This is a genomic window from Bifidobacterium apri (assembly GCF_009299485.1).
Lineage (GTDB): Bacteria > Actinomycetota > Actinomycetes > Actinomycetales > Bifidobacteriaceae > Bifidobacterium > Bifidobacterium apri.
Genome location: NZ_WBSO01000001.1, coordinates 345,126 through 367,116 on the forward strand (window position 1 = coordinate 345,126; position 21,991 = coordinate 367,116).

Sequence of the window (21,991 nt, forward strand, 5' to 3'; positions counted from 1 at the left end):
AGCCCATGAGCGGGGCACGGGATGGGCGCGCAGATAACGACAGGAGCAGACATGGACATCGAATTGGGCATCCAGAATGTGGCACGACCGGTGAGCTTCACTTCCGACGACACCGCGGAACATATCAGCTCAATCATCGACGACGCCGTAGCCAACGGCAAAATCATCGACCTTGTGGACACCAAAGGGCGTCACATCGTGGTTCCGGGCGCCGCACTCGGCTATGCGCTGATCGGCTCCGAAACCAAGCACGCCGTGGGATTCGGCGCACTGTGAGCCTGTAAGCCGCATCAAATCAGCGGGATGGCCCCTCGTTCAACGATCTGCTGAACCGTATCATCATCGGTCAGGTTCTCTCCCAGCCGATTCGGCTTGCCGCCTTGGCCATGCCAATCAGAACCGCCTGTGACCAGCAGATCATGACGTGATGCGATATCCAGCAGGCGGCGGCGTTGCTCCGGCGGATTGCCGCGATGCCATACTTCAAGCCCGTCCAGCCCGGCGTCGATAAGCTGACCGATCTGGGCGTCCGAAAGCAGAACAGCGTTGCGACTAGGATCGCCGGCATGCGCGATGACGCTTACTCCCCCAGCATGTTTGACCGCGCGCACCACATCGGCAGCGTCGGGCGACGGAGTGGGAATGTAGTAGGGGCTGCGCGAGCCGACGGCACCGTCGAACGCCGCCGAACGGTCCGGATACGCCCCGGCTGCGACCAAAGCATCCGCGATATGCGGGCGACCGACTGTCGTCTCATCGCCTTCGCGGATCTGCGCGAGCACGTCGGCCCAGGAAATCGGATAATCCTTGGAAATCAGCTCGACCATGCGCTTCGTTCGCTCAAGTCTGGCTTGACGCAACCGTGCGAACAAGCCGCTGATCTCTTGGTTGTGCGGATCATACTGGTAGGCGAGCATGTGCACCGACACGCCCGACGCATCAGCGGTCACCTCGGTGCCACGCACCAAGTGCAGTCCATACCGCCTGGCTGACACCGCCGCATCATTCCATCCCGCGGTGGTGTCATGGTCGGTAATCGCGACCCCGTGCAATCCCAGGGCGCACGCTTCGCGGACCATATCCTCAGGCGTCTGCCGTCCGTCGGAGTAGACCGTGTGGCAGTGCAGGTCCCACCCTGAGGATGGCGGATTTTCGACGATATGTGCATGAGTCATATCACCATCGTAAGCTGGATATTCGTAACCGGCCAACGACACGCGCAGATGCGCGACGCGCAGGGTGCAGAGGCAAACGCAAATACAGGACGCAAGATGCAGGATGCATTGGAGAGCAACAGCAAGGAAGGCGGCATCGTGAGCGAACGTATGGAACCAGAACGGCGGCAGGATTCAAACGCCACACAGGACACAACGATCATTCCCGGCTGGCGGCACGGCAGTACGTGGACGTACCTGATCATGCTGCTTGCTTCAGCGGCGGCACTGTTTGTGTCGTTCATGCTGTCCGCCGAAACGCTCCGACTCGCCCGCAGGCCCAATCAGCTGCTTGCCTGCGATATCAACAGCGTGGTCTCCTGCTCGCAGGTCGCGCAATCCTGGCAGGCGGAGCTGATGAAATTTGGCGACTTGAGTTTCCCGAACGCGTTCTTCGGCATCGCCGCCGAAAGCGTATTCGTGACCATTGCGGTTATCGGTCTGGCACGGGTGCGGGTGCCGCGCTGGTTCGCGACCTGCACGTGGCTCGGCGGGTTTGCCGCCCTGCTGTTCTCCTACTGGCTGACCGTGCAGTCGCTGTTCGTCATCCACGCGCTGTGCCCGTGGTGCTTGGCGCTCATGTTTTCGACGACCATCCAGTTCATGGCGCTCAGCCATGCGACCGTCACAGTGCAGGACATTCCACGCGGCAAACGTGGTCTGCGCACGTATTATCGCCTGAATTATGACCTGATGGCGGATGTCGTGTGGGTTCTGGCGATTATTGCGCTGATTCTGGTGAAAGACGGCAGCGCGATATTCAGGTGAACCGTATGACCGACAGCATGGCTGACCGTATGGCTTTCGGTGCGGCAGACAACGTTTGCTCCTGCTGCACCGAACGCCTGTTCGTTGTGCGTATGGCTACAACAGGTCGATGCGCCCGACCAACGTCGCCGAGCCGGTGAGGAACACACGGTCGTCGTCCACATCGACTCGCAGCGTGCCGCCACGCACGGTGATCGTCCAATGGTGAATGCCGGTTTTCGCCAACAAGGTGACACCCGTGGCACACAGCCCGGTTCCGCAGGACAGCGTCTCCCCCACCCCGCGCTCGTTGACACGCATGGTGGCCTTGCCAGTGTCGGCATCGGCGTCTTGGGAGTCGATGCGGACGAATTCGGCATTCTGATCTGATTCCAATACGGGCGCCACCACCGGCTTGGTCACAAGATCCAGCGCTTCAACCGCAGGTAGGGACGACTCACCGTCTTCGAGCACGCTGACCACGTGAGGATTGCCCATATCGACGAACGTACCGCGGGCTGACCCGGCAGTCCCCGGAATCGTCACATTGAAGGCGTCTGTCTCCCCACGCTTCCACGGTCCCATATCCACTCGGAACACATTGCGCCCGCACGGCTCAACATCGCCGAGCGACACCAAAGTCTTGACACCGGCGCGAGTACCCAAGCGGAATGGTTCGCCGCCGACCCCTTGCGCATATCCGAGCCGTTGGGCGAACAATGCCGTGGCACGCGTGCCGTTGCCGCACATCTCTGCCAAGGAACCGTCCGCATTGCGATAGTCCATGAACCACTCCGTCCCTTGGTCGCGAAGCGTTGCAGCGGTATCCGGAGCGACGTCTTGCACATGCTCGGGGTGGGTCAGGCGAAGCAAGCCGTCCCCGCCGATGCCGAAATGACGGTCGCACAGGAACCGGACCTCATCAGCCGTCGGTTCGAATTCGCCGTCAGGATCGGCGTATATCACGAAATCGTTGCCTGTGGCGTGCGCCTTGTATACCGTATGTGGAATGCTCATGCCATCACTGTAGCCTCTTGCTACGAGGATCGCCGATAGCGCATTCATATGCCGGGCAGTGTACCGGCATATGAAGAATCATCCCCATCACCCCGAATAGAACGCCGACAGGGCTGGATTCATGCTGGAATCTGCAGAACACGCGTGCAGTCGGCGTCTGCCGGCCGTGCGTGGTCATGCGTGGTCACACGTGTCCGCGCACTGCCACACGCGGTCACGCGTAATCACCGGTCACGCACAGCCGCGCATGGTCACCCGTAGTCGCGCACATCCGCGCGTGGTCACGCACGGTCACACGTGGTCGAGTTCTCCCTGTTTCTTGCTGCGTGCATACATCACGCCGATGTTGCGCGCATACCAGATGAGCGCAACCGCGCCTGCGAACAGCGCGACGATGAGTATCAGTGTCGACGCGCTGATACCGGTTTTCGCCAAAACCCCTGATATGCCCCCGGGCGTTGATGCCGCTGCCTTCTTGGCGCCGGCGGCAGTGCCGCTCTTGGCATTGCCGGCACCCGTTGCGGCCGACGACGGGGCAGACGCCGCAGCGGTGTTCACCGTGCCTTTCGATGGTGTCTTGTTGTTCGACGCGTTGTTACGGTTGGCAAGTGCGTCAGCGGCAATCTTGTTGGTCATCGCTTGGGCGAGCGCGGCTTTGGATTTCGCCAGCTGTTCCTTGCTCTGCGCTAATGTCGCAGCGCTGTTGACGAGCTTGGCGTCAGCATCTGCCTTTGCTTTCGTGGCATCTGCCAGTTCTGCCCCTGCCGCACGCAACGCGGGAGCATCGGCATCCCGCTGGCTGTCCGCAGCGCGTTTGGCAGCCAAGGCAGCATCATTGGCGGCTTGCGCAGAGTCGCGGTTCTGCTCGGCTTGTTGCAATTGGGCGTCCGCCTGTTTGACGGCATCGCTGTCTGAGGCATTGTTCCGTCTGACTGCGGCATCATTGGCCAACGCCCGCACATATGCAGCTTGTGCGCTTTGCAATGCGGCCGCCGCACTCGCCAACGATGCCGCCGCAGCCGCAGCCTGCCGTTGCCCTGCACTCGCGTCGGCAACCGCTTTGGCTGCGGCAGTCACCCGCTGTTGCGCTGCTTGCGAGGCTTGTACCGCGCTCTTATTGTCGGAGACCGCCTGATCATAGGCCTTCTGGGCGGCGGTATAGTCGCTCTTCGCTGATTCATAGGCGTTATCTGCCTGCGCGGCGTTGCTCTGCGCGTCCGCAGACGTACTCGACGAAGGCTGCGACACAGAAGCATGATCGGCAGTCTTCTCCTCTGATTGCGCGGCGAGCGCCATCCCCGGCAGCATGCAAGCGATGGCTGCGACAACCGCGATGACATATCGTACGCGTTTCATACTCCCCCAATCCCATACTGAATTCGGAAGCCCCATACCGTGAGTTTCCTTCTCTGCCTGCCATTATGACCCAGATGCGGCGACATCCACCCGCCCGTAATTCGACATCATCAGTGCGACACGCCCAGAGCCTGCAAATCACCAACGATTTTCTCGCTTCACGCGAAGTCGGATTTCACCCGCTCCCGTCATACACGCATATGGCATCAGTCGAATCCGATTGCTTGCGGCAGGCGCACATCACCACACCCGTTGGGAAACGATGCTACTATCGCGGTAGCGCGGATGCCCGGATTGTGCGCACGGGCATCATCATTGGAATGAATCGTTGAGGAGGAGCCATGACTTCCACTGCACCGATCGGCGTGTTCGATTCAGGATTGGGCGGTATCACGGTGGTGCGTGAGATCGCGAAAGATCTGCCGAACGAGCAGGTCCTGTATTTCGGCGATTCCGCGAACGCCCCGTACGGCACGAAAACCCCCGAACAGGTGCGGCGCCTCGCGTTCGCCATCGTGAACGACTTTGTGCGCGAAGGCGTCAAAGCAGTGGTCATCGCGTGCAATACGGCGACATCCGCAGCGGTCGATGCGCTGCGTGAACGATTCACCATCCCAATCATCGGTATGGAGCCGGCGCTCAAAGTCGCTTGCGATCGCGGGCACGGCGTGCCCCAGCATGTGATCGTCGCCGCCACCCCGCTGACCTTGCGGGAACAGAAGTTCGCCAAACTGATGGCTCGCTTCAATGCGACCAATATCATTTACAAACAACCATGCCCCGCGCTGGTGGAGATCGTGGAGCACGGGCAGCTTGACGACAGTGAACTGGTCGAGCGCACATTGCACGGGTATTTTGACGGTTACGATCTTGACACGATCGATTCCGTGGTGCTCGGATGCACGCATTTCCCATTCTTCCGCGAGTATTTCCGCAAGCTGATGCCCAGCACCACAGCGATTATCGACGGCAACGTGGGGACTGTGAACCATTTGCGTGTGGTGCTTGAGGCGCTCGGCCAACTCGCGCCCGAGGATGCTGAAGGCGGTATCGTACTGTCGAATTCCGATCCGAGCGAGCGGATGACCACGCTGATGCACCAACTGCTCGTGCGATAACGAACCGGTGGTCTGCCGGCAATCCACAGATCAGTCCCCCATATCAGCCCGCCATGCGACCCGACGACCGCACCGCACGCAGATAGCTCACGCAACCCACCACACCAACGCCCATACCCACCCATCATGCAACCCGACGACTGCACCGCAGGCGGGATAACCTGTGCAACCTGCCATCATCCGTCTGGCACCATCCGGGCAACCCTTCAGGCACGTGAATCCGCACCGGTTCGACATTTGCGCATCACCTGTCTGTTTTCCGGCTTATTGTCCACATATGGCTCGTAAGCTCGCACTATATGCGCATCCACACCACGGGTGCGCAAAGCGTGAGGGAGAACATATGGCACGAACAGCATTGATCGATGTCGGCGGCGGCTACCGGGCGATTTTCGGAGCCGGAGTCATGGACCGTCTCATGGAGATGCACATCGACTTCGACCACTGCTACGGCGTCTCCGCCGGAAGCGCCAACATGGTCGGCTATATCGCCCATCAGCCCTACCGCAGCCACAAGTTCTACACCGAATACGCCAACCGTAAGGAATACGCCAGCGTCCAGAACTTCAGAAAGCACCATAACTTCGTCGGGCTCGATTATGTCTACGGCACACTGTCGAACCACGACGGCGAATACCCCGTCGATTTCGACGCGTTCGAAGCGAACCCAACCGGATTCACGGTCGTCGCATGCAATGCCGAAACCGGGCAACCCAAATACTTCGACAAGTCAGACGTCCACTACGATGATTTCGACATCATGAAGGCATCCTCCGCCGTGCCTGTCGCCTGCGAACCGTACGTCATCGACGGCATCCCCTATTTTGACGGCGGCATAGCCGACCCCATCCCCGTGCAGAAAGCCATCGACGACGGGTATGACCGGGTCGTGGTCATTCTCACCCGACTCAAGGATGTACTGCGCGAACAGAAGAAGGACATTATGCCCGCCCACATCCTGGAACGCACGTATCCCGCCGCCGCCGACCGCCTGCTCAACCGGTATCAGACCTATAACGATGAGGTGGCGCTCGCCAAGCAGTACGAGCAGGAAGGCAAAGCGCTGATCATCGCGCCGGAATCCCTGTACGGGCTGTCGACGCTGACCAAGAAGTTCGAAGGGCTCGAACGCATGTATCGTGCGGGGTATGCCGCGGCGGAAGCGATCCCGGCGTTCCTCGAAAGCTGAGCGCGACCCTGATTTCCTACACATCCTGGCTGATTCGACGAGTTGGTGAGGGACGAGTCTTACCAACTCGTGATGATGCATGGCATGGGCAGCTTGACATCTTGATGCTCGTTGATTCTTGGCGGCACGTAGGTTATAGAACGAAATACAGCACTTCGCCGGCATATAGCTTATCGTTGCTCTACCTTAGCGGCAGCATGTGAAAGAGGAGCGTCACCATGGCGGGAGCGATTTTCGACTCACGAACAGCGGTATCGCTCGAACGCCGAGCATCTTGGGCTGTCCGAGCACAGTGCACGCAAGTATGTGGATGAGCTGTCCCGGTATGGATTGATTGATTTCACACATCGCTGACGATTACGGTTCAGAGCGCCCAGACCGTCATACGCAATCTGGAAGGTGAACCCGCGGAATCCAACAGCCACGGTACGGGTCACCGTATAAGTCTGAGCGCGGTACGATGTCAGCCCGGTACACCGGCAGACAAAGCAAATGGCGGGTTTTCAGACATCCGATATGTCTGAAAACCCGCCACTGCGTATCGCTATGCGGTGATCTGAATCATTCGTCAGAATCTAGGCCGGGAAGCGGGGTCCTCTTCCCTCCCCCGACGTTGCACGGAGGCTCAGACAGCGAGCGCATCACACTGATATCAGCATTGGGGCATCGTTGAACGCTCGATCTGACTCATACATTGAATTGAGCCGATACTTCTTGACGGGGACGCACATCGATATTGGTGAAATGGACATCATCAGGAGCATTGGCAATCCACAGCACCGTATCAGCGACTGTTTGAGGATTGATATACTGCTCGGGATGGAAATCGACCCCCAGCTGTTCATCGATTCCTCGAAGCATCTTCGTATCAATCTGGCCTGGATATATGCTTGCCACACGAACCCGATACTGTGCCTCCTCTAGGCGCAAAGTATTGGCATATCCTCGAAGTGCATGTTTAGACGAAGCGTATATGGCATGACGAGCTACCGCACGTTCACCTGCACCAGAATTGATGAATACGATGGTTCCTTGCGCTGCTCGCACAGCAGGCAACAGACCGGCGTTGAGTAGCGCAGGAGCCTCAACATTCGTCTTCAGCGTACTTTCCCATGTCTGAGCATCGCCCAGAGCCGCCGGCCCTACTGGGGCTATGGCAGCAGTATGGACGACAAGATCGATACGAGGCGTTTCCCTATGAACCAAATCATTCGCCCATTGCATTACACGGTCGCTGTCGAGCAAATCGAGCGCATAAGCGCTCACCCCCCGGATTGCATTGAGCTGCGCTACTTGCTCTTCACGCCTCACTGTTGCGATAACCCGCCATCCATCAGATACCAGCGATCGGACAGTCGCCCCTCCTACGCCTCCTGCCGCGCCAGTCACCACGGCAATTTTAGGCTCAGTCATGTTGTTACCTCCTTGCATCTTTCATTCATCAATCGGGCCGCCAAGATAGGCTTCCTGGACCGCTGGATTATGCAATAGATCGGAAGCCGCTCCATGAAGCCGAATTCGACCATTTTGCAGCACATACCCGTAATCGGCGATAGACAGCGCCAATTCTGCCTGTTGTTCGACCATCAACACCGATACACCGAGTTGATCGCGCAATTGCACAATTTGTTCGAGTACATCTTCCACCAATTTTGGAGACAGACCCATCGTTGGCTCGTCCATGCAGATAATATCGGGATGGCTCATCAATGCGCGAGCGAAAGCCAGCATCTGCTGTTCTCCACCGCTCATCGTTCCAGCTTGCTGGTGTCTGCGCTCTTTGAGCCGCGGAAAACGGTCATACATCTGGGCGACATCAGACATGACATCAGCACCACGACCACGTGTATAGGCGCCAGCGAGAAGGTTCTCTTCCACAGTCATCGCGGGGAAAATCCGCCTAGCCTCTGGCACCGCCGCGATACCGGACTTCACACGTTGGCGAGTAGACAGTGAAGTAATGTCGCGACCGTGATAGAGTATCTTCCCTTTCGCCGGTTTTTTCAGACCAAGAATGGTTTTCATAGTGGTCGATTTGCCAGACGCATTACCACCGAGCAACGAAACGATCGCACCCTTCGGCACCTCAATCGAAACACCTTGCAACGCGCGAATCTGGCCATAATACACATCGATCGCTTCGATAGAAAGCAACGAATCCTTGGGAGTATCCTGTTTGGAAGATGACTCATGCACTGTTGCAATGGCATCGGAAGCCCCGATAGCATTCTGCTTCGCCAACACATCCTTCTGCCCACCTGCTTGGTAGACACGGTGCGGTTCTCGTCGCTTGCCAAGATATGCCTCAACCACCTGGGGGTTGTTACGGACAGTATCTGGATCTCCGTAGGCAATGATTTTCCCACCGTCCATAGCTATCACATGGTCGGAAAGCGCGTTGACGAGTTCTATCTTATGCTCCACCAACAGAATGGTGTGTCCCTGAGCTTTGAGATGTTGTAACTGACGTAACACCTCGGCAGTTTCCGATTGGTTCATTCCTGCTGTGGGTTCATCAAGCAGCAGCAACTTCGGCTCACTGATGTGTGCACGAGCGATTTCAGTACGCCTACGGTTCGCATATGACAACGTATACGTAAAATCATTCCTACGATTGCCAAGACGTTCTTTGAATCGCCCTACCTCACGTTCGACACGCTCCGCAACATCTCTCTTCTCCTGTCTGCTTTTCGGCCCCGGTACGAGTGCAATAGCCGTTTCAGCCAAGAGTGGCAACCACCGCAACACCGGATAGCGCTGTAACTGCTTGAACGGCCGTTGCGCTTCTAGGCGTTTATGGAATCCGAGAGCGATATTCTCATCGACTGTTAATCCACCGAATACACGCCCATTCTGGAATGTTCGCGCTACACCTCGCTCCGAAATGTCGGGAACATTCAAGCCCGCTATGCTTGCACCGTCAAGATCGATCAAGCCTGAATCAGGTTTGATGAACCCAGAAATCAGATTGATTGTTGTCGATTTTCCTGAACCATTTGGGCCGATGATGGAAATCACCTCGCCCTGGTGCAAATCGAAAGATATGTCATTGACTGCTTTCAAGCCATTGAACGACTTGCTCAAGTTGCGTACTTGCAGAACAGCAGGCGCATCAAGTATGGACTGACGATGCTGAGCGGCAAAAGTGACGATGTCACTGACACCGTGAAGATCTTCTTTATCCACCTCAATATCTTGTAGAATCTGATCACTTGATGCATCGGTATTGAAATCACTCATGATTCATCACACTTTCTTTGCAAAGAGCCCCTGCGGTCTGAACAGAATAATGAGGATGAGCAACACACCATACAGGAGGACGCGCACCTCTGTCGCGAATCTGAGCAGTTCCGGCCCGCCAATAAGGATGATTGCCCCCAGCACTGCACCTAATGGGGAGTTCATACCGCCCATTACGATGATGGTCAATACGAGCAGCGACATATTCACGTTGAAAATAGTGGGATCAATATATGTGTATTGATGCGCCAGCAACGATCCGGCAAGACCTGCAAAGAACGCCGCCAACGCGTAGGCAAGCGCCTTATACGCACTCGTCCGTATGCTCAAGGCTTCTGCGGCATCTTGATCTGAGCCAACAGCTTCAAATACGTGCCCCAGATGCGACGCGCGAACCCTGCTGACAATGATAAGCGCAATTATCAGCACCACGACATCAAGCAGATATTGCATCTGCTGTGTGTACAGCGATTGGCCAAACACCGATGGGAATGCAATGCCTTGAATGCCCAAAGATCCTTTCGTCAGCGGCTCTGCCAATCGGATTATCGCCACCATGACATAGCCGACACCTATTGTTGCAATTGCTACATAATGCCCTGCAAGTTTCCATACCGGGAACGTCAAGATACTGGCTGCAAGCGCTGCAATCAAACCAGCAGCAAGCAAGGCGACCAAAAATGGCCATTTGAGTTGCATGGTGAGGATTGCAGAAGCGTATGCGCCTACTGCGAATGGTCCTGCCATGCCAAGGATTGTCTGTCCCGCCGATCCTGAAATCAAGGTTAATCCGACCGCAGCGATTGCATAAATAGCAATCTGCGTGCCGACTCCGGACAGATAGTCATTGAAGAAGAAGGGTGTTGCGAGCAATGCTACGGCACCGAGAACATTGCCCCACCATGGCAAGACGATCGGTCTGCCTCCTCCTAGGAATGTCCCGGTTAGCGGTTCTGTCTTCACATCAATGTTTTTGCCGAGCAAACCTTGCGGCCGCAAAATCAAAATGACAAGAAGAGCACCAAACGTGATGAGATCATGTGCTCCATCGCCAAACCAAGAAATGCCAAGAGCTTCAACGACTCCTAGTGCAATGCCTCCGATGACTGCTCCTGGAATGGAGCCAAGCCCTCCAATGGTCGCCGCGACAAAAGCGGTCATACCGATTGTGCCGCCGTTTGTTGGATTGATGTTCCCATTGAATAGTCCTACAAAGATACCGGAAATGCCGGCGAGCACTGCACCGATGACAAAAGAAATATTCCGAATCGACTTGACTGGGATGCCCATCTGCCGGGCAGCTTCCGGATCCTGAGATGTCGCCCGAATCGCCTGCCCGATACGCCCGTATTTCAGAAATGCCCATAGCGCAAGCATGGAGATAACGGCAATAATCACCATGACGATATCAGAAGTGCCGAAACGCACTCCGAACAGTTGATAGTTGTATGTGGCAAGCAATTTCGGGAATGGACGCGTCTGTGGCCCGAAGATAATCTGCAATCCATTATCGAGAATCTGACCGACACCAATCGTCGCCAAGAGCGCTGCAATCGGTTTTCGACCTTCAAGCGGCGAGATCACCGCGACATTGAGTACCAGACCTAGAATCGCAGAGACAACAATGACCGCGATCAAGGTCGGGACGATTCCCCATCCAAGTGATGAACCAAGCCACCAGGCAATCATCATGCCAACGGCGACCAGTGATCCCTGCGCAAAATTTGCCACATTCGTGACGCCGAATACCAATGACATGCCGACAGCAACCAACGCATAGGCACTGCCGTGAATCAATCCCGAAAATAACGTATCTATCATTCCGGCTTCTCCCAGATTCGTATCAAATCGCGTATGGTCCCGGCATATTGGATGCCGGGACCATCAGCTACTCAGTCCCCGTTGTATTGGACGAACTTGCCATTCTTCACAATCAGAAGGATCGGCTTGATGTTGTCTGCGCGACGGGTCTTCTGATCGAATTTGAATGTACCGCCATCACCTTGATACAGCGGGAAATCCGTAATCGTCTGAAGCCCTTTTTGGATGCCCTCACGGGTTGCACCCTCTTTATTCGCCGCATAGGCCAAGTCGATAATCGCCTGATAAGCAGTGACTTCAAAATTGCCAGGAGTCGTACCATATTTAGCTTTGAATGCCTTGACGAACTGCTGCGCCTTCTTGTCTTTCGTGCCTTCAGCAGAGAAACTGCCCGTAATGATGGTGCCTTCGGCATTCTTACCTGCCAAGCTTAGGAACTCTTCTGTCTCCTGACCACCAAAGAATTCACCTGTATATCCAAGCTTATCCCGCAATGTGTTGAGTACCAGTGCGCCATCTGGCCCATAGCCAATATCGACAATCGCCTCAGGCTTCGCGTCACGCGCTGGAATCAAAATAGGCGACAAATCAGTGGAATCCGCAAGATATGAAGATTCGTAAACGATATCTACCCCCTGCTTCTCAGCTTCCTCCTTGAAATACTGATATGCCTGCTTACCCCAGTCGTTTTCGAGGTAAACGACTGAAATTTTCTTAGCATGCTTTGCCACAATATCGGCATTCGCCTTCTGATAGACATCCTGACCGATTTGAGGAGTCCAAACATGATCTCCCGTGTCTGTGAATGTTGAAGCGGAATTATTGAAACCGTAATGCACCAGTCCCGCCTGTTGGAATGTCGGGGAAGCCGCGGACGACGCCGGCGAGGCATAATCACCCACAACGGCGATGATTGACTGATCAGAAGCGATCTTCGGAGCGACAGCTGCATCCTGCTTGGCATCAGACTGAGTATCGTAATACTTTAAGCCCAATTTCTTGCCTTGGACTCCACCATCCTTGTTCACTTGGGCAACCGCCAAGTCGAATCCCTGCTTGAACAACTTGCCGTACTCGGCATACTGACCGGTTTTCGGATAAATCACGCCGATATTGACTGTGCCAGACTGTTGTGCAGCAGACGAATTGCCAGCATTATCGCCGTTCAATCCGCATGCAGTCAAGCTGGACAGCACACCCGCTGCAGTCAGCACGACCAATGCCCTCTTCGTTATCGATGCCAATGTCATAGAAATTCCTCTCATCCTTGCCTGTATTGTTATTTCAATCGATGCGATGTGTCTCTCAGACGCGTGCTGCTGCTAGAGCCTCTAATGCCTGATCGCTTGCAGGAGTCGGAGCAGTGCAGCTCGGAGCCAATAAGAATGGCTTGCCTTCTCTAAGTTCAATCACCTTTTCAATATCCGCTTTGATGACCGAGACATCGCCGCCCACAGCAAAATCGGCGTAGCTGGGGCCTCCTACCGGCACTACGTGCAATGGAACGTCAACCTGCGGATTTCCATCCAGGTACTGATCCCACTGCACAATCTGAACCCCGTATTCATCAAACCAATCAGGATTCGAATATGCACGGCATGTGTGCAGCAGGATTTCCGCATCTGGATTTGCTTTATGGATTGCATCCAAGACAATCCGATCATATGGTTCACCGAATTGCGCATATTGTTCTTTGGTGAAATACCCTTCGCTGACTGTCCCGGTCACTGCGAAGAAGATGCCGTCAAGACCTGCCCCGCCTTGTTCTGCCGGCGTGACCAGTGCTGCCGCATATGCCGCGAACGTTTTTGCGATATTGTCCAACGCTTGTTTCGCAGCCTCGGCATGGTCAAAGATTAGCTCTTCACGTGTGAGCGATGGCGTTGCGTACTGATCACCGGGGTACAAAGGCAAATCGGCAAGTTGAAGCAAAATGCTCAGTGGGTTGAAGATGGACTGCAATACTGCGCGATCCGGAAAAGCCTTGCGGATTTTTGCCGCTGACTCGTACTGCTGAATCAGAATATCATTACTGCGAGGATCGAGTTCAATCACCCGTTCCAGATCATCAGGAGTCTTAATGACATCCTCCAGTTTACGAGGTATCACATACCCGTCATATTCTTCATGATCGTACCGGGATCCCCAAGCTTCCGCATAATAGATAGCACGAGGATTGATCTTGACCCAATCCCAATCCCAACGCTGCACAAAACGAATGTATGCGTCAGCGAACGTGTCCGCACCGTATTCGGAACCGACCAGATGCTGCCATGCGGCAACAAGATATGGGACATCCGTAGTACGGTGACGAGCGATATCATGAAATGCCTGGCGACGATTGCTTACCATGTTGAACCCTCCATTTTTCCCAGACCGATGAACTACACAGATGTGTATGATCTGCATTAAACAACAATCATCGAGGTGACGCACAATCCGCCTTATAGGCTTTGCTTATGGAAGCCATATCATTCCAACGGCTGCAACAATCTTGAGGGCGTTATCAATGCAATATATGGGAAGGCCCGTGGAAACCATTCCGGTTTCCACGGGCCTTCCCGATTCCGCGACGATTACTTCACGTCGTCAGCAGTTGCAAGCGCCTGGGTTATCTGGCTGTAGAGATCTGAATAACCGCCCGGCGTAGATGCCGGAAGAACTACGGTCTTGGTGTTCTGAGACTCAGACAGCGAGCGCATCACGTCGAGATACTGGTTGAACAGGACCACATTGTTGACGTCCGTGATATCCATGCCGACGGCTTGCAGGCTCTTGATCTGGTCGACAATGCCGTTGGCGATTTCTCGACGGTAATTCGCCTGACCTTCGCCCTGCAGACGCGTCTTTTCCGCTTCGGCGGCCGCCTGGGTTTCAATCTGGATGCGTTGAGCCTCGGCACGCTGGCGGGTGGCTTCCTTCTCACGCTGGGCGGCGTTGATGGAGTCCATCGCGTTTTTGACTTGCGGGCTCGGGTCAATCGCGGTGATCAGGGTCTTCACCACAGTGAAGCCGAACCGGCTCATCTCCGTGCCGACCGTCTTCTGCACGTCGGCGGCGACATCGTCCTTGCGGGCGAACGCGTCGTCAAGGGTGAGCGCCGGAATCGCGGAGCGCAGCGCGTCCTCCATATAGCTGCGCAGCTGGCCGGCAGGATCCTGCAACTCGTAGTAAGCGGTGGCGACCGCTTCAGGCGCGACACGGAACTGCGTGGAGGCGACCACGGTGACAAACACGTTGTCCAGTGTCTTGGTCTCCAACTTCACATTCAACTGGCTGACACGCATATTGGTTTTCTGGGCGATGCGGTCGACGAACGGGATTTTCGCCCTAAGCCCCGCATACTGCACCTTGTGGAACTTGCCGAACCGTTCAATGATGTAAGCCTGCTGCTGCGGGACCACGTACAGTGCGGAACACAGCAGAAGCAACACGATGACAATCAAGGCGATAACAAACGGCATGGGGATTCCTTTCATCCGAGTCCGCGCAATCCTTGCGCGAACAGCCTGCTTCATCATATCAGAAACTAGGCAGAATGCCGGGATCCCGCCATTTTCAGGACATGCTTCCCAAAAGCTGAGAGCCGGTTATCGATTTTTACGAACGCAACGCCACCACACGCAAGCGCGCGGATTGTTAGGGTCAAAGACAATCAACACATCCATACTGCAGCCATACAGCCATGCCGAACGCGGTGCGCCTGCCACGACATCAGACAATCCGCCTCGGCACGCCGCATGTCCCATCCAAGGAGGTTCCGTATGCCACGTATTATTCAGGTCAGCGTACCGTCTCTGCGGGTCACGCTGTCCTCCATTTTCCGCAAGCAAGGCTTCAATTCGACTGACGCCTTGTATCTGGCCGGCACGCTCATCGACGCCGACCAGCGGGGGATCAGCTCACACGGCACGCAGCGAATGGCCATGTATGACGCGAAAATCCGGCATCGGATCATCGACCCGCACGCACGTCCAGGCATCGTGCGCAGCAAAGGAGCCACGCTGCTCATCGACGCCCATGCCGCCATGGGGCAACTCGCCATGCGCGAAGCGACGAATCTGGCAATCGGCCTGGCACAGTCGCACGGCCTGGGGCTGGTCACTGTGCGCAATTCCAATCATTTCGGCACCGCAGGGCAATACGCCCGGAAAGCCGCAGATTCCGGGTTCATCGGTGTGGTCTCGACGAATTCCAATCCGATCGTCGCGCCCACGCATACGGCCGTCCCCGCGCTGGGGAGCAACCCGATAGCCGTGGCGGCCGGCTATGGGAGCGACCAGTTGGATTTCGACGCGGCGACCAGCACCGTGTCGTTGGGCAAAGTCGAGGTCCATGAGAAGACCAACCAACCAATTGCATCAGATTGGGCAATCGACGCACTCGGCAACATCAGCCACGATCCGGTGACAATCATGAGAAACATCCGTTCCAAGCCACGCCACAGCGCGCTGACCCCACTAGGAGGCACTGGCGAAGACCACGGCGGATACAAGGGTTATGGGCTCGGTTTGGCTGTGGAACTGTTCACCGGACTGTTCGGCGACGCCCCCACATCCATGGATCTCAACGACACCTACTTCAGTCACAGTATCTTGGTCATCTCCCCGGATGCCTACGGCGGCAGCGACGCGCTCGCCGCGCGGGTCTCCCAACTCGCCAAACGTCTGCGTTCCCTGCCGTCAAGCGATGGGCATCCGGTTCTGTTCCCCGGTGACAAGGAGCGCGCTGCCCTCGCCCAGCATCACGACACCGTGCCGATTGACGAAGTGTCCTACAAGCAAGTGCGGGACATCGCCTGGGGGCTGGATATCGACGAGCCGCAGATTGTGCGGATTGACGATGGGGATAGCGCGAGCGCGGTAGGTGCTCATGTAGCATCTATTTGATAGGTCACCGTTTACATCATTTCCCCAGTTCAGCACCACGTCATATTCAGGTGGGGTGAAGAGTTAGTAATTGCAGACTCTTCACCCCACCTGAATATGGGAATTACGATGAACAGGACATGCGCTAGCCAATTCCTGAAGGCGATCACATACCATATTTCGAGAAGAGTGGAATTTCGACGCTCTTGACGAAGAGCATCGACGAAATCATGAGTCATATCAAGCTTCCAATTCTGTCGGGGATCTCACCTACCTACCACTGCATACAAGCAACTCAAACAACAATCTAGGAGATTATCCACGTGCAGCATCGTAAGAAACAGCGATTCGCTCCAATCTGGGGATAACAACATGCGGAACAATAGGGGCACTATTTGGCTTGCGAGGAAGAAAGATCACAAAACCGCACTTCGCTCACCCCAGCAACGCGGCGGCGCAGAGTTCGCGCTATGCCAGCCATTTTCCGGGATTCAGAATGTCATGAGGATCAAATACACGACGAATCGTTCGTTGTAGCTCAAGGTTGCGCTCTCCGAGTTGTCGCGGAAGATAATCCTTCAGTTCCAGTCCCACGCCATGTTCCCCTGTCACCGTGCCATCCATGTCCAGCACTTGATTCAGCAGACGCCTACGTGCTTGGACTAGTCTATCCGGTAGTTCTGTTTCACCGTCCGCCCGCGGCAGCATTATGGATACGTGGACATTGCCATCACCAGCATGAGCAAGAAGGAACAACGACGCTCCAAGGTCCTGCGTCAGTTCTTTGATGAATATCAGCAACTCGGAGAAACGATCAAGCGGCACCGCAGCGTCCGACTCAATCGACCAAACCCGTCCTTCAGGACGAGCTTTCCCTGTCTTGCGCAACACGAAGAATGTCTCCAACTCTTCATCCGTGGGGCGTGCGACAGTAAGCCCCTGTTCCTCCCACGCTTTCGTAATCACATCTAAATCGTGTTCCTTAGCCCAGCCATCTGTGGTAGCCACCAGCATCCATGAGGCATCGCCCACAAGCGGCACATATGCATCCGGATAGGTTTGAATATATGGAACAGGCATGAATTCCAATGCCGTTGGTTGAACAGGGGCACGCAACACTGCTGACACTGCGTTGCCAGATTCTTCAAGGCTGTCAAGAAACACTATCGCGTGTGAAGTGCCGTGCACGATGGGACGCAGTCTGATTGTCGCCTCCACGATAATCCCCAATTGACCTTCCGACCCGGTGAACAACGATGTCAAGTCAAGCCCTGCGACATTCTTCATCACTGGACGTCCGGTGTCGATGACGTCTCCACCGGGAAGAACCACTTTCAATGACAGTAGGGAGTCACGAGTAACTCCATATTTGGCACACTTGAATCCACCTGCATTGGTGGCGATATTCCCGCCAATTGTCGAGAGCGTGCTGCTTGCCGGGTCCGGCGCATAGTATAAGCCGTACCTGCGTATTGCCTTGTTAATATCAGCGTTGATTACACCAGCTTGGACGCGGGCATAATGTCCCTCGCTGTTGATTTCGACTATTCGATTCAGCCGGTCAGTCAGTAACAATACACCCGGTTTCCCAATGTCAGAAAGGTGCCCCATTCCTGTGCCGCTGCCACGCGTATAGACCGGGATTCGCAGGTCATCCGCCCATTCCATGATTGTAGATACTTGGTCGATGCACTCAGGCATAAGAACAATTTCCGGGAATGATCCTGATTGTTCCCTGTCATGGTCGCTCGATACATCACGAATCGCCTGTGGATCGTCTATGAGTACATCGTCAGGCAGTTTCCCTTGCAATATACATATTGCATCCCGTATGTGTTGGGTTGCCGCCGTTGATATTTCTGAATTTGATGACATTTGTTCTCTTTTCTCACGACACCAGGAACCAACCGCGTGTCATTGTTTCCTAAACGTTGGGCTTAGCGGCATCCAATGCTGCACGAAGCCGACCGGCGACCTGCAGAAGATCATCTCCCGAGGCGTGCGCAAAGGACAGACGCAGGTATCGTCCAGCGTCACGAGCCGAAAGGCTTGTACCCGAATCGCCGCTGACTGCGAATGCATCTCCCCAAACAGGATTGATATTCTGCTGAGCTAGGGCAAGCCGTGCTTCTGTGGACTGCGAATGGAACCATTCCGGCATCCTTGCCCAGAGGAAATATCCACCTTGAGGTTGAGAGAAGCTGATGTCATCGCCGAGCTGCTCATGCAATGATGCTGTCAACGCAGTTGCTTTTTCCGCATAGTATCGCCGCTCGCAAGCGAGACGTTGCTGTCCCCAAGTTCCTCTCAACAGGCGAGATAACGCATATTGCGTCAATGTTGCTGGACCGCCATCGACACCAAGTCGATACCCCGAGACTTTCTGTATGACAGCCGGGTCGGCAATAAGCCATCCGACACGAAGCCCTGGCCCCAGCCATTTTGAAAAAGAACCGATTTCCAGTAAGGGACTGTCAGTGATACCCCGGCAGCCGTCAGGAAATTCTGCAGGCGGCTGAGAAAACCACAAATCATGGTACGGGTCATCAGCAATGACTGCGATTCCGTACTGCTGCGCCAAGTCCAGTAGATGTTGTTTGACGGCGGCAGTGGCACTGACACCAGTTGGGTTTTGGAAATTGGGTATCGTATATATCGCTTTGACCGTTGTCCCATCGGTATGCTGCCGTGCTAACAATCGTTGTAGCTCCTGCGTGTCGATTCCTTGGTCGGTCAACCGCACCGGTTGGACATGCGCGCCCAACCGGGAAAAAATGCGTATGGCTTGCGGGAATGATCGATCCTCCACGAGGATTGTGTCTCCAGGATTGATAGTCGCGACTGCGGATAGGAAAATCGCTTCCATTGCTCCGTTTGTAACAATGACACTGTCAACATGTACACCACGGAATCTCGCAATCCATTCACGAAGACTTCGTTCCCCACGAGGATCGCCATATGACAGCGAGGGAAAAGCGCTGGATGTATCGCTCAGTACTCGCGAAACTGCATCATCTAACTCCATGTATGCCAACTGTGTCGGATCAGGTATTCCTCCCGCGACATCAATCGGAGATTCCGTTGTTTCCACGGTGATTTCGGACGATGGAAATACGCTGCTTTCTGTCACAGCAGTACACACTTGTGATAACCACGGCAAGTGTCGTGCTCCCACGGCGTTGGTACACGTTCCCCTCCGAAAATCCTTGTCATTCGGACGCTGCTCTGTCATTCCTGGCCGCTCCTATGTCATCCCTGCTCGTTCTCACTTTGGAGATCGCTCAGTTTCGGAGTGAGATCGGTATAGAACCATTTGTTGTTGATCTTCTTGGAAGTACCGTCTTTCACCAACGCGATAAAAGTATTGTTGACATCGGATACCAATTGTTTATCCGCGTCTTTCGGGAAGATGAAATAACTCGAGGAGATGCCGGCAAGTTCATTATCCCCTTGGATGATGAACTGTTTGAGATCCAAATCAAGCGTATGAGCGTAATAGTTGTTTACCGGTACATCATTAATTGAACCATCTGCCCGTCCCGCTGCGACTTCACTCAACATCGCTCCGAGATCTGACTGGGAGAATTTCAATGTAATCTGCGCATCAGCATGCTTGTCGTTGTACGCTTTCAACGCAACACCGACATTGTTGGTCGGCGACTGAATCAATGTTTTCCCAGCGAAGGATTCAAGACCCGTGACCGTTGTGATTCCAGAACCACTGGTCGTTGCCACAGCGTATTGCTTGTTGTAGAGGGGAAGACTAAATGTGTATCTTTTCTCTCGTTCAGCGGTCTTGGCAAAATTATTGACTCCCATGTCGTAACGACCGGAATCAAGACCTGAGAAAATTGCAGAGAAGTCGACCGTTTGTATGTTCAGCTTATATTGGGGCAGTTTCGCGAATATCGCGCGTAACAGCTCAATGTTTTGCCCGTCGAGCTTGCCGTCTTTGCCCTTGAGTATGTACGGAGCCGGACCCCCTGATGTCGCTACATTGACGACTTTTACGGCAGTACTTGAGGTCGATGCATCAGCGGCACCGCAACCGGATAAAGTTGGGGCGGCTACTGCGAATGCCAGCGCAGCTGCCAGAACTGTGATTACTCTATTTCGTCGTTGACCAATAGTCATGTCAATCTTCCTGTCTTGCGATACCTGTTCATTGCTGATTACGCGCGAGCGTGCTTCTCGAAGGTTGAGATAGTCGTTCTGATGCGATATGCGCCCCCTGCGCCAGGGCCCTGAGCTTGGCGCGGGCGATATGCGGGTGTACTCGCCCACCGAGGCCGCAATCTGTACCGGCAATCACCCGGTCAGGGCCGACTAGCTTGGCGAATCGTTCAATGCGCTGGGCGACAAGCTCAGGATGCTCCACAACATTGGTGCAATGACTGATCACTCCGGGGACAAGAATCTTGTCGTCCGGCAATGTCACATCCTCCCAGACTTGCCATTCATGTTCATGGCGCGGATTGCCCGCTTCGAGCAAATAAGCCCCTACACGAGCCTCAAACAAGACATCAATCAGATCCCGCAACGGGATGTCTGTAGTATGCGGGCCGTGCCATGACCCCCAACACACGTGGAGACGCACTCTGTCTGCCGGGATGCCTCGCAACGCGTAGTTCAACGCATCGATGCGGATTCGCGTGAATTCCTGATAGTCTTCCACGCTGGGTTCGGGGTTGATTTGATCCCAGTTTTCCGCCAAAGAAGGGTCATCGATTTGCAAGATGAGACCAGCATCGACGATTGCCTGGTACTCCTCATGCAACGCATCAGCCCATGCCCATATCAGCTCCTCCTGTGTGGCATAGTACACGTTATCGATACGTGAAGCGCTTCCCGGCGAAATGGATGAAATGAATCCTTGGACGCCCGGATGTTTGGCGAGCGCAGTGTTGAGATTGGTGATATCCCTTGAAACTGCTTGCTGCCCGATATAGGTGATGGGACCGGTGATACGCGGAAACGCCGTCTGTTTGGTAATGCGTACACCTGAGGTCGGATCGGTGTAGACGTCGTGGAATCTGATTCGGTCTCGCCGTTGGCCGTGTGCGCTCAACCGCAATGCACTGCGTGTCGATGGCACTTGCTCTTCCGCTGATTGTGGGTGGTCGAAAACCTGCCATCCACTGACACGCTGTTCGATGTATCCAAACCAGGCATGTGCATCGATGTTGCTGACAACGGTTTTCCCGTATTCTCCGTCATTGACGATATCTATACCATCATCGAGCTGTTGTTGAACAACCTGATCAACGGATTGCGCGACAATGCGATCGTAGTCAACATCGGCGGCATTGCCGGGAAGAATCCCATCTCTCGATAGTCGTCCACGTTCTTCATTGGCGCGGTCGAGAGCTTCCACACGTGGAAGGCTGCCCGAATGGGTGGTGGCGATGAATCGGCTCATTG

At 55.0% G+C, this 21,991-nt stretch carries 18 protein-coding genes; 5 read left to right on the forward strand and 13 right to left on the reverse strand.

Going from position 1 to position 21,991, the window contains the following annotated elements; all coding sequences use genetic code 11:
- Positions 1-51: 51 nt before the first annotated feature.
- Positions 52-276, forward strand: a complete 225-nt coding sequence (locus DSM100238_RS01260) for a DUF3107 domain-containing protein (RefSeq protein WP_152354907.1) — start codon at positions 52-54, stop codon at positions 274-276.
- A 14-nt stretch (positions 277-290) separates the two neighbouring features.
- Here DSM100238_RS01260 and DSM100238_RS01265 read toward each other — a convergent pair whose 3' ends face one another.
- On the reverse strand, positions 291-1,175 hold the full coding sequence (locus DSM100238_RS01265) for a PHP domain-containing protein (protein WP_152354908.1): 885 nt from the start codon (positions 1,173-1,175) through the stop codon (positions 291-293).
- Between the two features lie 150 nt (positions 1,176-1,325).
- Here DSM100238_RS01265 and DSM100238_RS01270 point away from each other — a divergent pair, with 150 nt between their 5' ends.
- Positions 1,326-1,982 carry a vitamin K epoxide reductase family protein gene (locus tag DSM100238_RS01270; protein ID WP_152354984.1) on the forward strand — a complete coding sequence of 219 codons (657 nt, stop codon included), beginning with the start codon at positions 1,326-1,328 and terminating at the stop codon, positions 1,980-1,982.
- Between the two features lie 96 nt (positions 1,983-2,078).
- On the opposite strand, the gene dapF is transcribed toward DSM100238_RS01270, so the two are convergent.
- Positions 2,079-2,978 (reverse strand): diaminopimelate epimerase, encoded by a 900-nt coding sequence (gene dapF, locus DSM100238_RS01275; RefSeq protein WP_152354909.1) that lies wholly within the window; start codon positions 2,976-2,978, stop codon positions 2,079-2,081.
- Positions 2,979-3,269: 291 nt separating this feature from the next.
- Positions 3,270-4,370, reverse strand: coding sequence for a hypothetical protein (locus DSM100238_RS01280; RefSeq protein WP_152354910.1), 1,101 nt, complete (start codon positions 4,368-4,370; stop codon positions 3,270-3,272).
- A 305-nt stretch (positions 4,371-4,675) separates the two neighbouring features.
- Here DSM100238_RS01280 and murI point away from each other — a divergent pair, with 305 nt between their 5' ends.
- Complete coding sequence (gene murI, locus DSM100238_RS01285) at positions 4,676-5,452, forward strand: glutamate racemase (protein ID WP_152354911.1); 777 nt, start codon at positions 4,676-4,678, stop codon at positions 5,450-5,452.
- Between the two features lie 343 nt (positions 5,453-5,795).
- Positions 5,796-6,641: a patatin-like phospholipase family protein gene (locus DSM100238_RS01290; RefSeq protein WP_152354912.1), complete on the forward strand. Its 846-nt coding sequence runs from the start codon at positions 5,796-5,798 to the stop codon at positions 6,639-6,641.
- Positions 6,642-7,328: 687 nt separating this feature from the next.
- Here DSM100238_RS01290 and DSM100238_RS01295 read toward each other — a convergent pair.
- The 6 genes from DSM100238_RS01295 to DSM100238_RS01320 form a co-directional block, all read right to left on the reverse strand.
- Positions 7,329-8,054: an SDR family oxidoreductase gene (locus DSM100238_RS01295; RefSeq protein WP_167510960.1), complete on the reverse strand. Its 726-nt coding sequence runs from the start codon at positions 8,052-8,054 to the stop codon at positions 7,329-7,331.
- A 21-nt stretch (positions 8,055-8,075) separates the two neighbouring features.
- Entirely contained in the window at positions 8,076-9,881 is a 1,806-nt protein-coding gene (locus tag DSM100238_RS01300; protein WP_152354914.1) for an ATP-binding cassette domain-containing protein, read from the reverse strand.
- A 6-nt stretch (positions 9,882-9,887) separates the two neighbouring features.
- Positions 9,888-11,702, reverse strand: a complete 1,815-nt coding sequence (locus DSM100238_RS01305; RefSeq protein WP_152354915.1) for an ABC transporter permease — start codon at positions 11,700-11,702, stop codon at positions 9,888-9,890.
- A gap of 71 nt (positions 11,703-11,773) precedes the next feature.
- Positions 11,774-12,952: an ABC transporter substrate-binding protein gene (locus tag DSM100238_RS01310; RefSeq protein WP_152354916.1), complete on the reverse strand. Its 1,179-nt coding sequence runs from the start codon at positions 12,950-12,952 to the stop codon at positions 11,774-11,776.
- A 55-nt stretch (positions 12,953-13,007) separates the two neighbouring features.
- Positions 13,008-14,054, reverse strand: a complete 1,047-nt coding sequence (locus tag DSM100238_RS01315; protein WP_152354917.1) for a uroporphyrinogen decarboxylase family protein — start codon at positions 14,052-14,054, stop codon at positions 13,008-13,010.
- A 224-nt stretch (positions 14,055-14,278) separates the two neighbouring features.
- On the reverse strand, positions 14,279-15,166 hold the full coding sequence (locus DSM100238_RS01320) for an SPFH domain-containing protein (protein ID WP_152354918.1): 888 nt from the start codon (positions 15,164-15,166) through the stop codon (positions 14,279-14,281).
- 300 nt (positions 15,167-15,466) lie between these two features.
- Here DSM100238_RS01320 and DSM100238_RS01325 point away from each other — a divergent pair, with 300 nt between their 5' ends.
- Positions 15,467-16,591: an Ldh family oxidoreductase gene (locus DSM100238_RS01325; RefSeq protein WP_167510961.1), complete on the forward strand. Its 1,125-nt coding sequence runs from the start codon at positions 15,467-15,469 to the stop codon at positions 16,589-16,591.
- A gap of 447 nt (positions 16,592-17,038) precedes the next feature.
- Here DSM100238_RS01325 and DSM100238_RS01330 read toward each other — a convergent pair whose 3' ends face one another.
- The 4 genes from DSM100238_RS01330 to DSM100238_RS01345 all read right to left on the reverse strand — a co-directional run bounded on the left by DSM100238_RS01330 (position 17,039) and on the right by DSM100238_RS01345 (position 21,989).
- Positions 17,039-18,382: an FAD-binding oxidoreductase gene (locus DSM100238_RS01330; RefSeq protein ID WP_167510962.1), complete on the reverse strand. Its 1,344-nt coding sequence runs from the start codon at positions 18,380-18,382 to the stop codon at positions 17,039-17,041.
- 112 nt (positions 18,383-18,494) lie between these two features.
- The gene (locus DSM100238_RS01335) at positions 18,495-19,802 is read right to left on the reverse strand and encodes an aminotransferase-like domain-containing protein (protein WP_152354921.1); all 1,308 of its coding nucleotides are present in this window, start codon (positions 19,800-19,802) and stop codon (positions 18,495-18,497) included.
- Between the two features lie 17 nt (positions 19,803-19,819).
- Complete coding sequence (locus tag DSM100238_RS01340) at positions 19,820-20,704, reverse strand: transporter substrate-binding domain-containing protein (protein WP_152354922.1); 885 nt, start codon at positions 20,702-20,704, stop codon at positions 19,820-19,822.
- A gap of 28 nt (positions 20,705-20,732) precedes the next feature.
- A complete protein-coding gene (locus DSM100238_RS01345; protein ID WP_152354923.1) occupies positions 20,733-21,989 on the reverse strand; it encodes a cobalamin-independent methionine synthase II family protein in 1,257 nt (418 codons plus the stop codon).
- Between the last annotated feature and the right edge of the window lie 2 nt (positions 21,990-21,991).

Excerpts from the sequence above, each read along its gene's own strand:
- DSM100238_RS01310 (WP_152354916.1), bottom strand. The coding sequence starts at position 12,952 with ATGACATTGGCATCGATAACGAAGAGGGCATTGGTCGTGCTGACTGCA.
- dapF (WP_152354909.1), bottom strand. The coding sequence starts at position 2,978 with ATGAGCATTCCACATACGGTATACAAGGCGCACGCCACAGGCAACGAT.
- DSM100238_RS01335 (WP_152354921.1), bottom strand. The coding sequence starts at position 19,802 with ATGACAGAGCAGCGTCCGAATGACAAGGATTTTCGGAGGGGAACGTGT.
- DSM100238_RS01340 (WP_152354922.1), bottom strand. The coding sequence starts at position 20,704 with ATGACTATTGGTCAACGACGAAATAGAGTAATCACAGTTCTGGCAGCT.
- DSM100238_RS01265 (WP_152354908.1), bottom strand. The coding sequence starts at position 1,175 with ATGACTCATGCACATATCGTCGAAAATCCGCCATCCTCAGGGTGGGAC.
- DSM100238_RS01280 (WP_152354910.1), bottom strand. The coding sequence starts at position 4,370 with ATGGGGCTTCCGAATTCAGTATGGGATTGGGGGAGTATGAAACGCGTA.
- murI (WP_152354911.1), top strand. The coding sequence starts at position 4,676 with ATGACTTCCACTGCACCGATCGGCGTGTTCGATTCAGGATTGGGCGGT.
- DSM100238_RS01295 (WP_167510960.1), bottom strand. The coding sequence starts at position 8,054 with ATGACTGAGCCTAAAATTGCCGTGGTGACTGGCGCGGCAGGAGGCGTA.
- DSM100238_RS01300 (WP_152354914.1), bottom strand. The coding sequence starts at position 9,881 with ATGAGTGATTTCAATACCGATGCATCAAGTGATCAGATTCTACAAGAT.
- DSM100238_RS01320 (WP_152354918.1), bottom strand. The coding sequence starts at position 15,166 with ATGCCGTTTGTTATCGCCTTGATTGTCATCGTGTTGCTTCTGCTGTGT.
- DSM100238_RS01315 (WP_152354917.1), bottom strand. The coding sequence starts at position 14,054 with ATGGTAAGCAATCGTCGCCAGGCATTTCATGATATCGCTCGTCACCGT.
- DSM100238_RS01260 (WP_152354907.1), top strand. The coding sequence starts at position 52 with ATGGACATCGAATTGGGCATCCAGAATGTGGCACGACCGGTGAGCTTC.
- DSM100238_RS01270 (WP_152354984.1), top strand. The coding sequence starts at position 1,326 with ATGGAACCAGAACGGCGGCAGGATTCAAACGCCACACAGGACACAACG.
- DSM100238_RS01325 (WP_167510961.1), top strand. The coding sequence starts at position 15,467 with ATGCCACGTATTATTCAGGTCAGCGTACCGTCTCTGCGGGTCACGCTG.
- DSM100238_RS01290 (WP_152354912.1), top strand. The coding sequence starts at position 5,796 with ATGGCACGAACAGCATTGATCGATGTCGGCGGCGGCTACCGGGCGATT.
- DSM100238_RS01345 (WP_152354923.1), bottom strand. The coding sequence starts at position 21,989 with ATGAGCCGATTCATCGCCACCACCCATTCGGGCAGCCTTCCACGTGTG.
- DSM100238_RS01305 (WP_152354915.1), bottom strand. The coding sequence starts at position 11,702 with ATGATAGATACGTTATTTTCGGGATTGATTCACGGCAGTGCCTATGCG.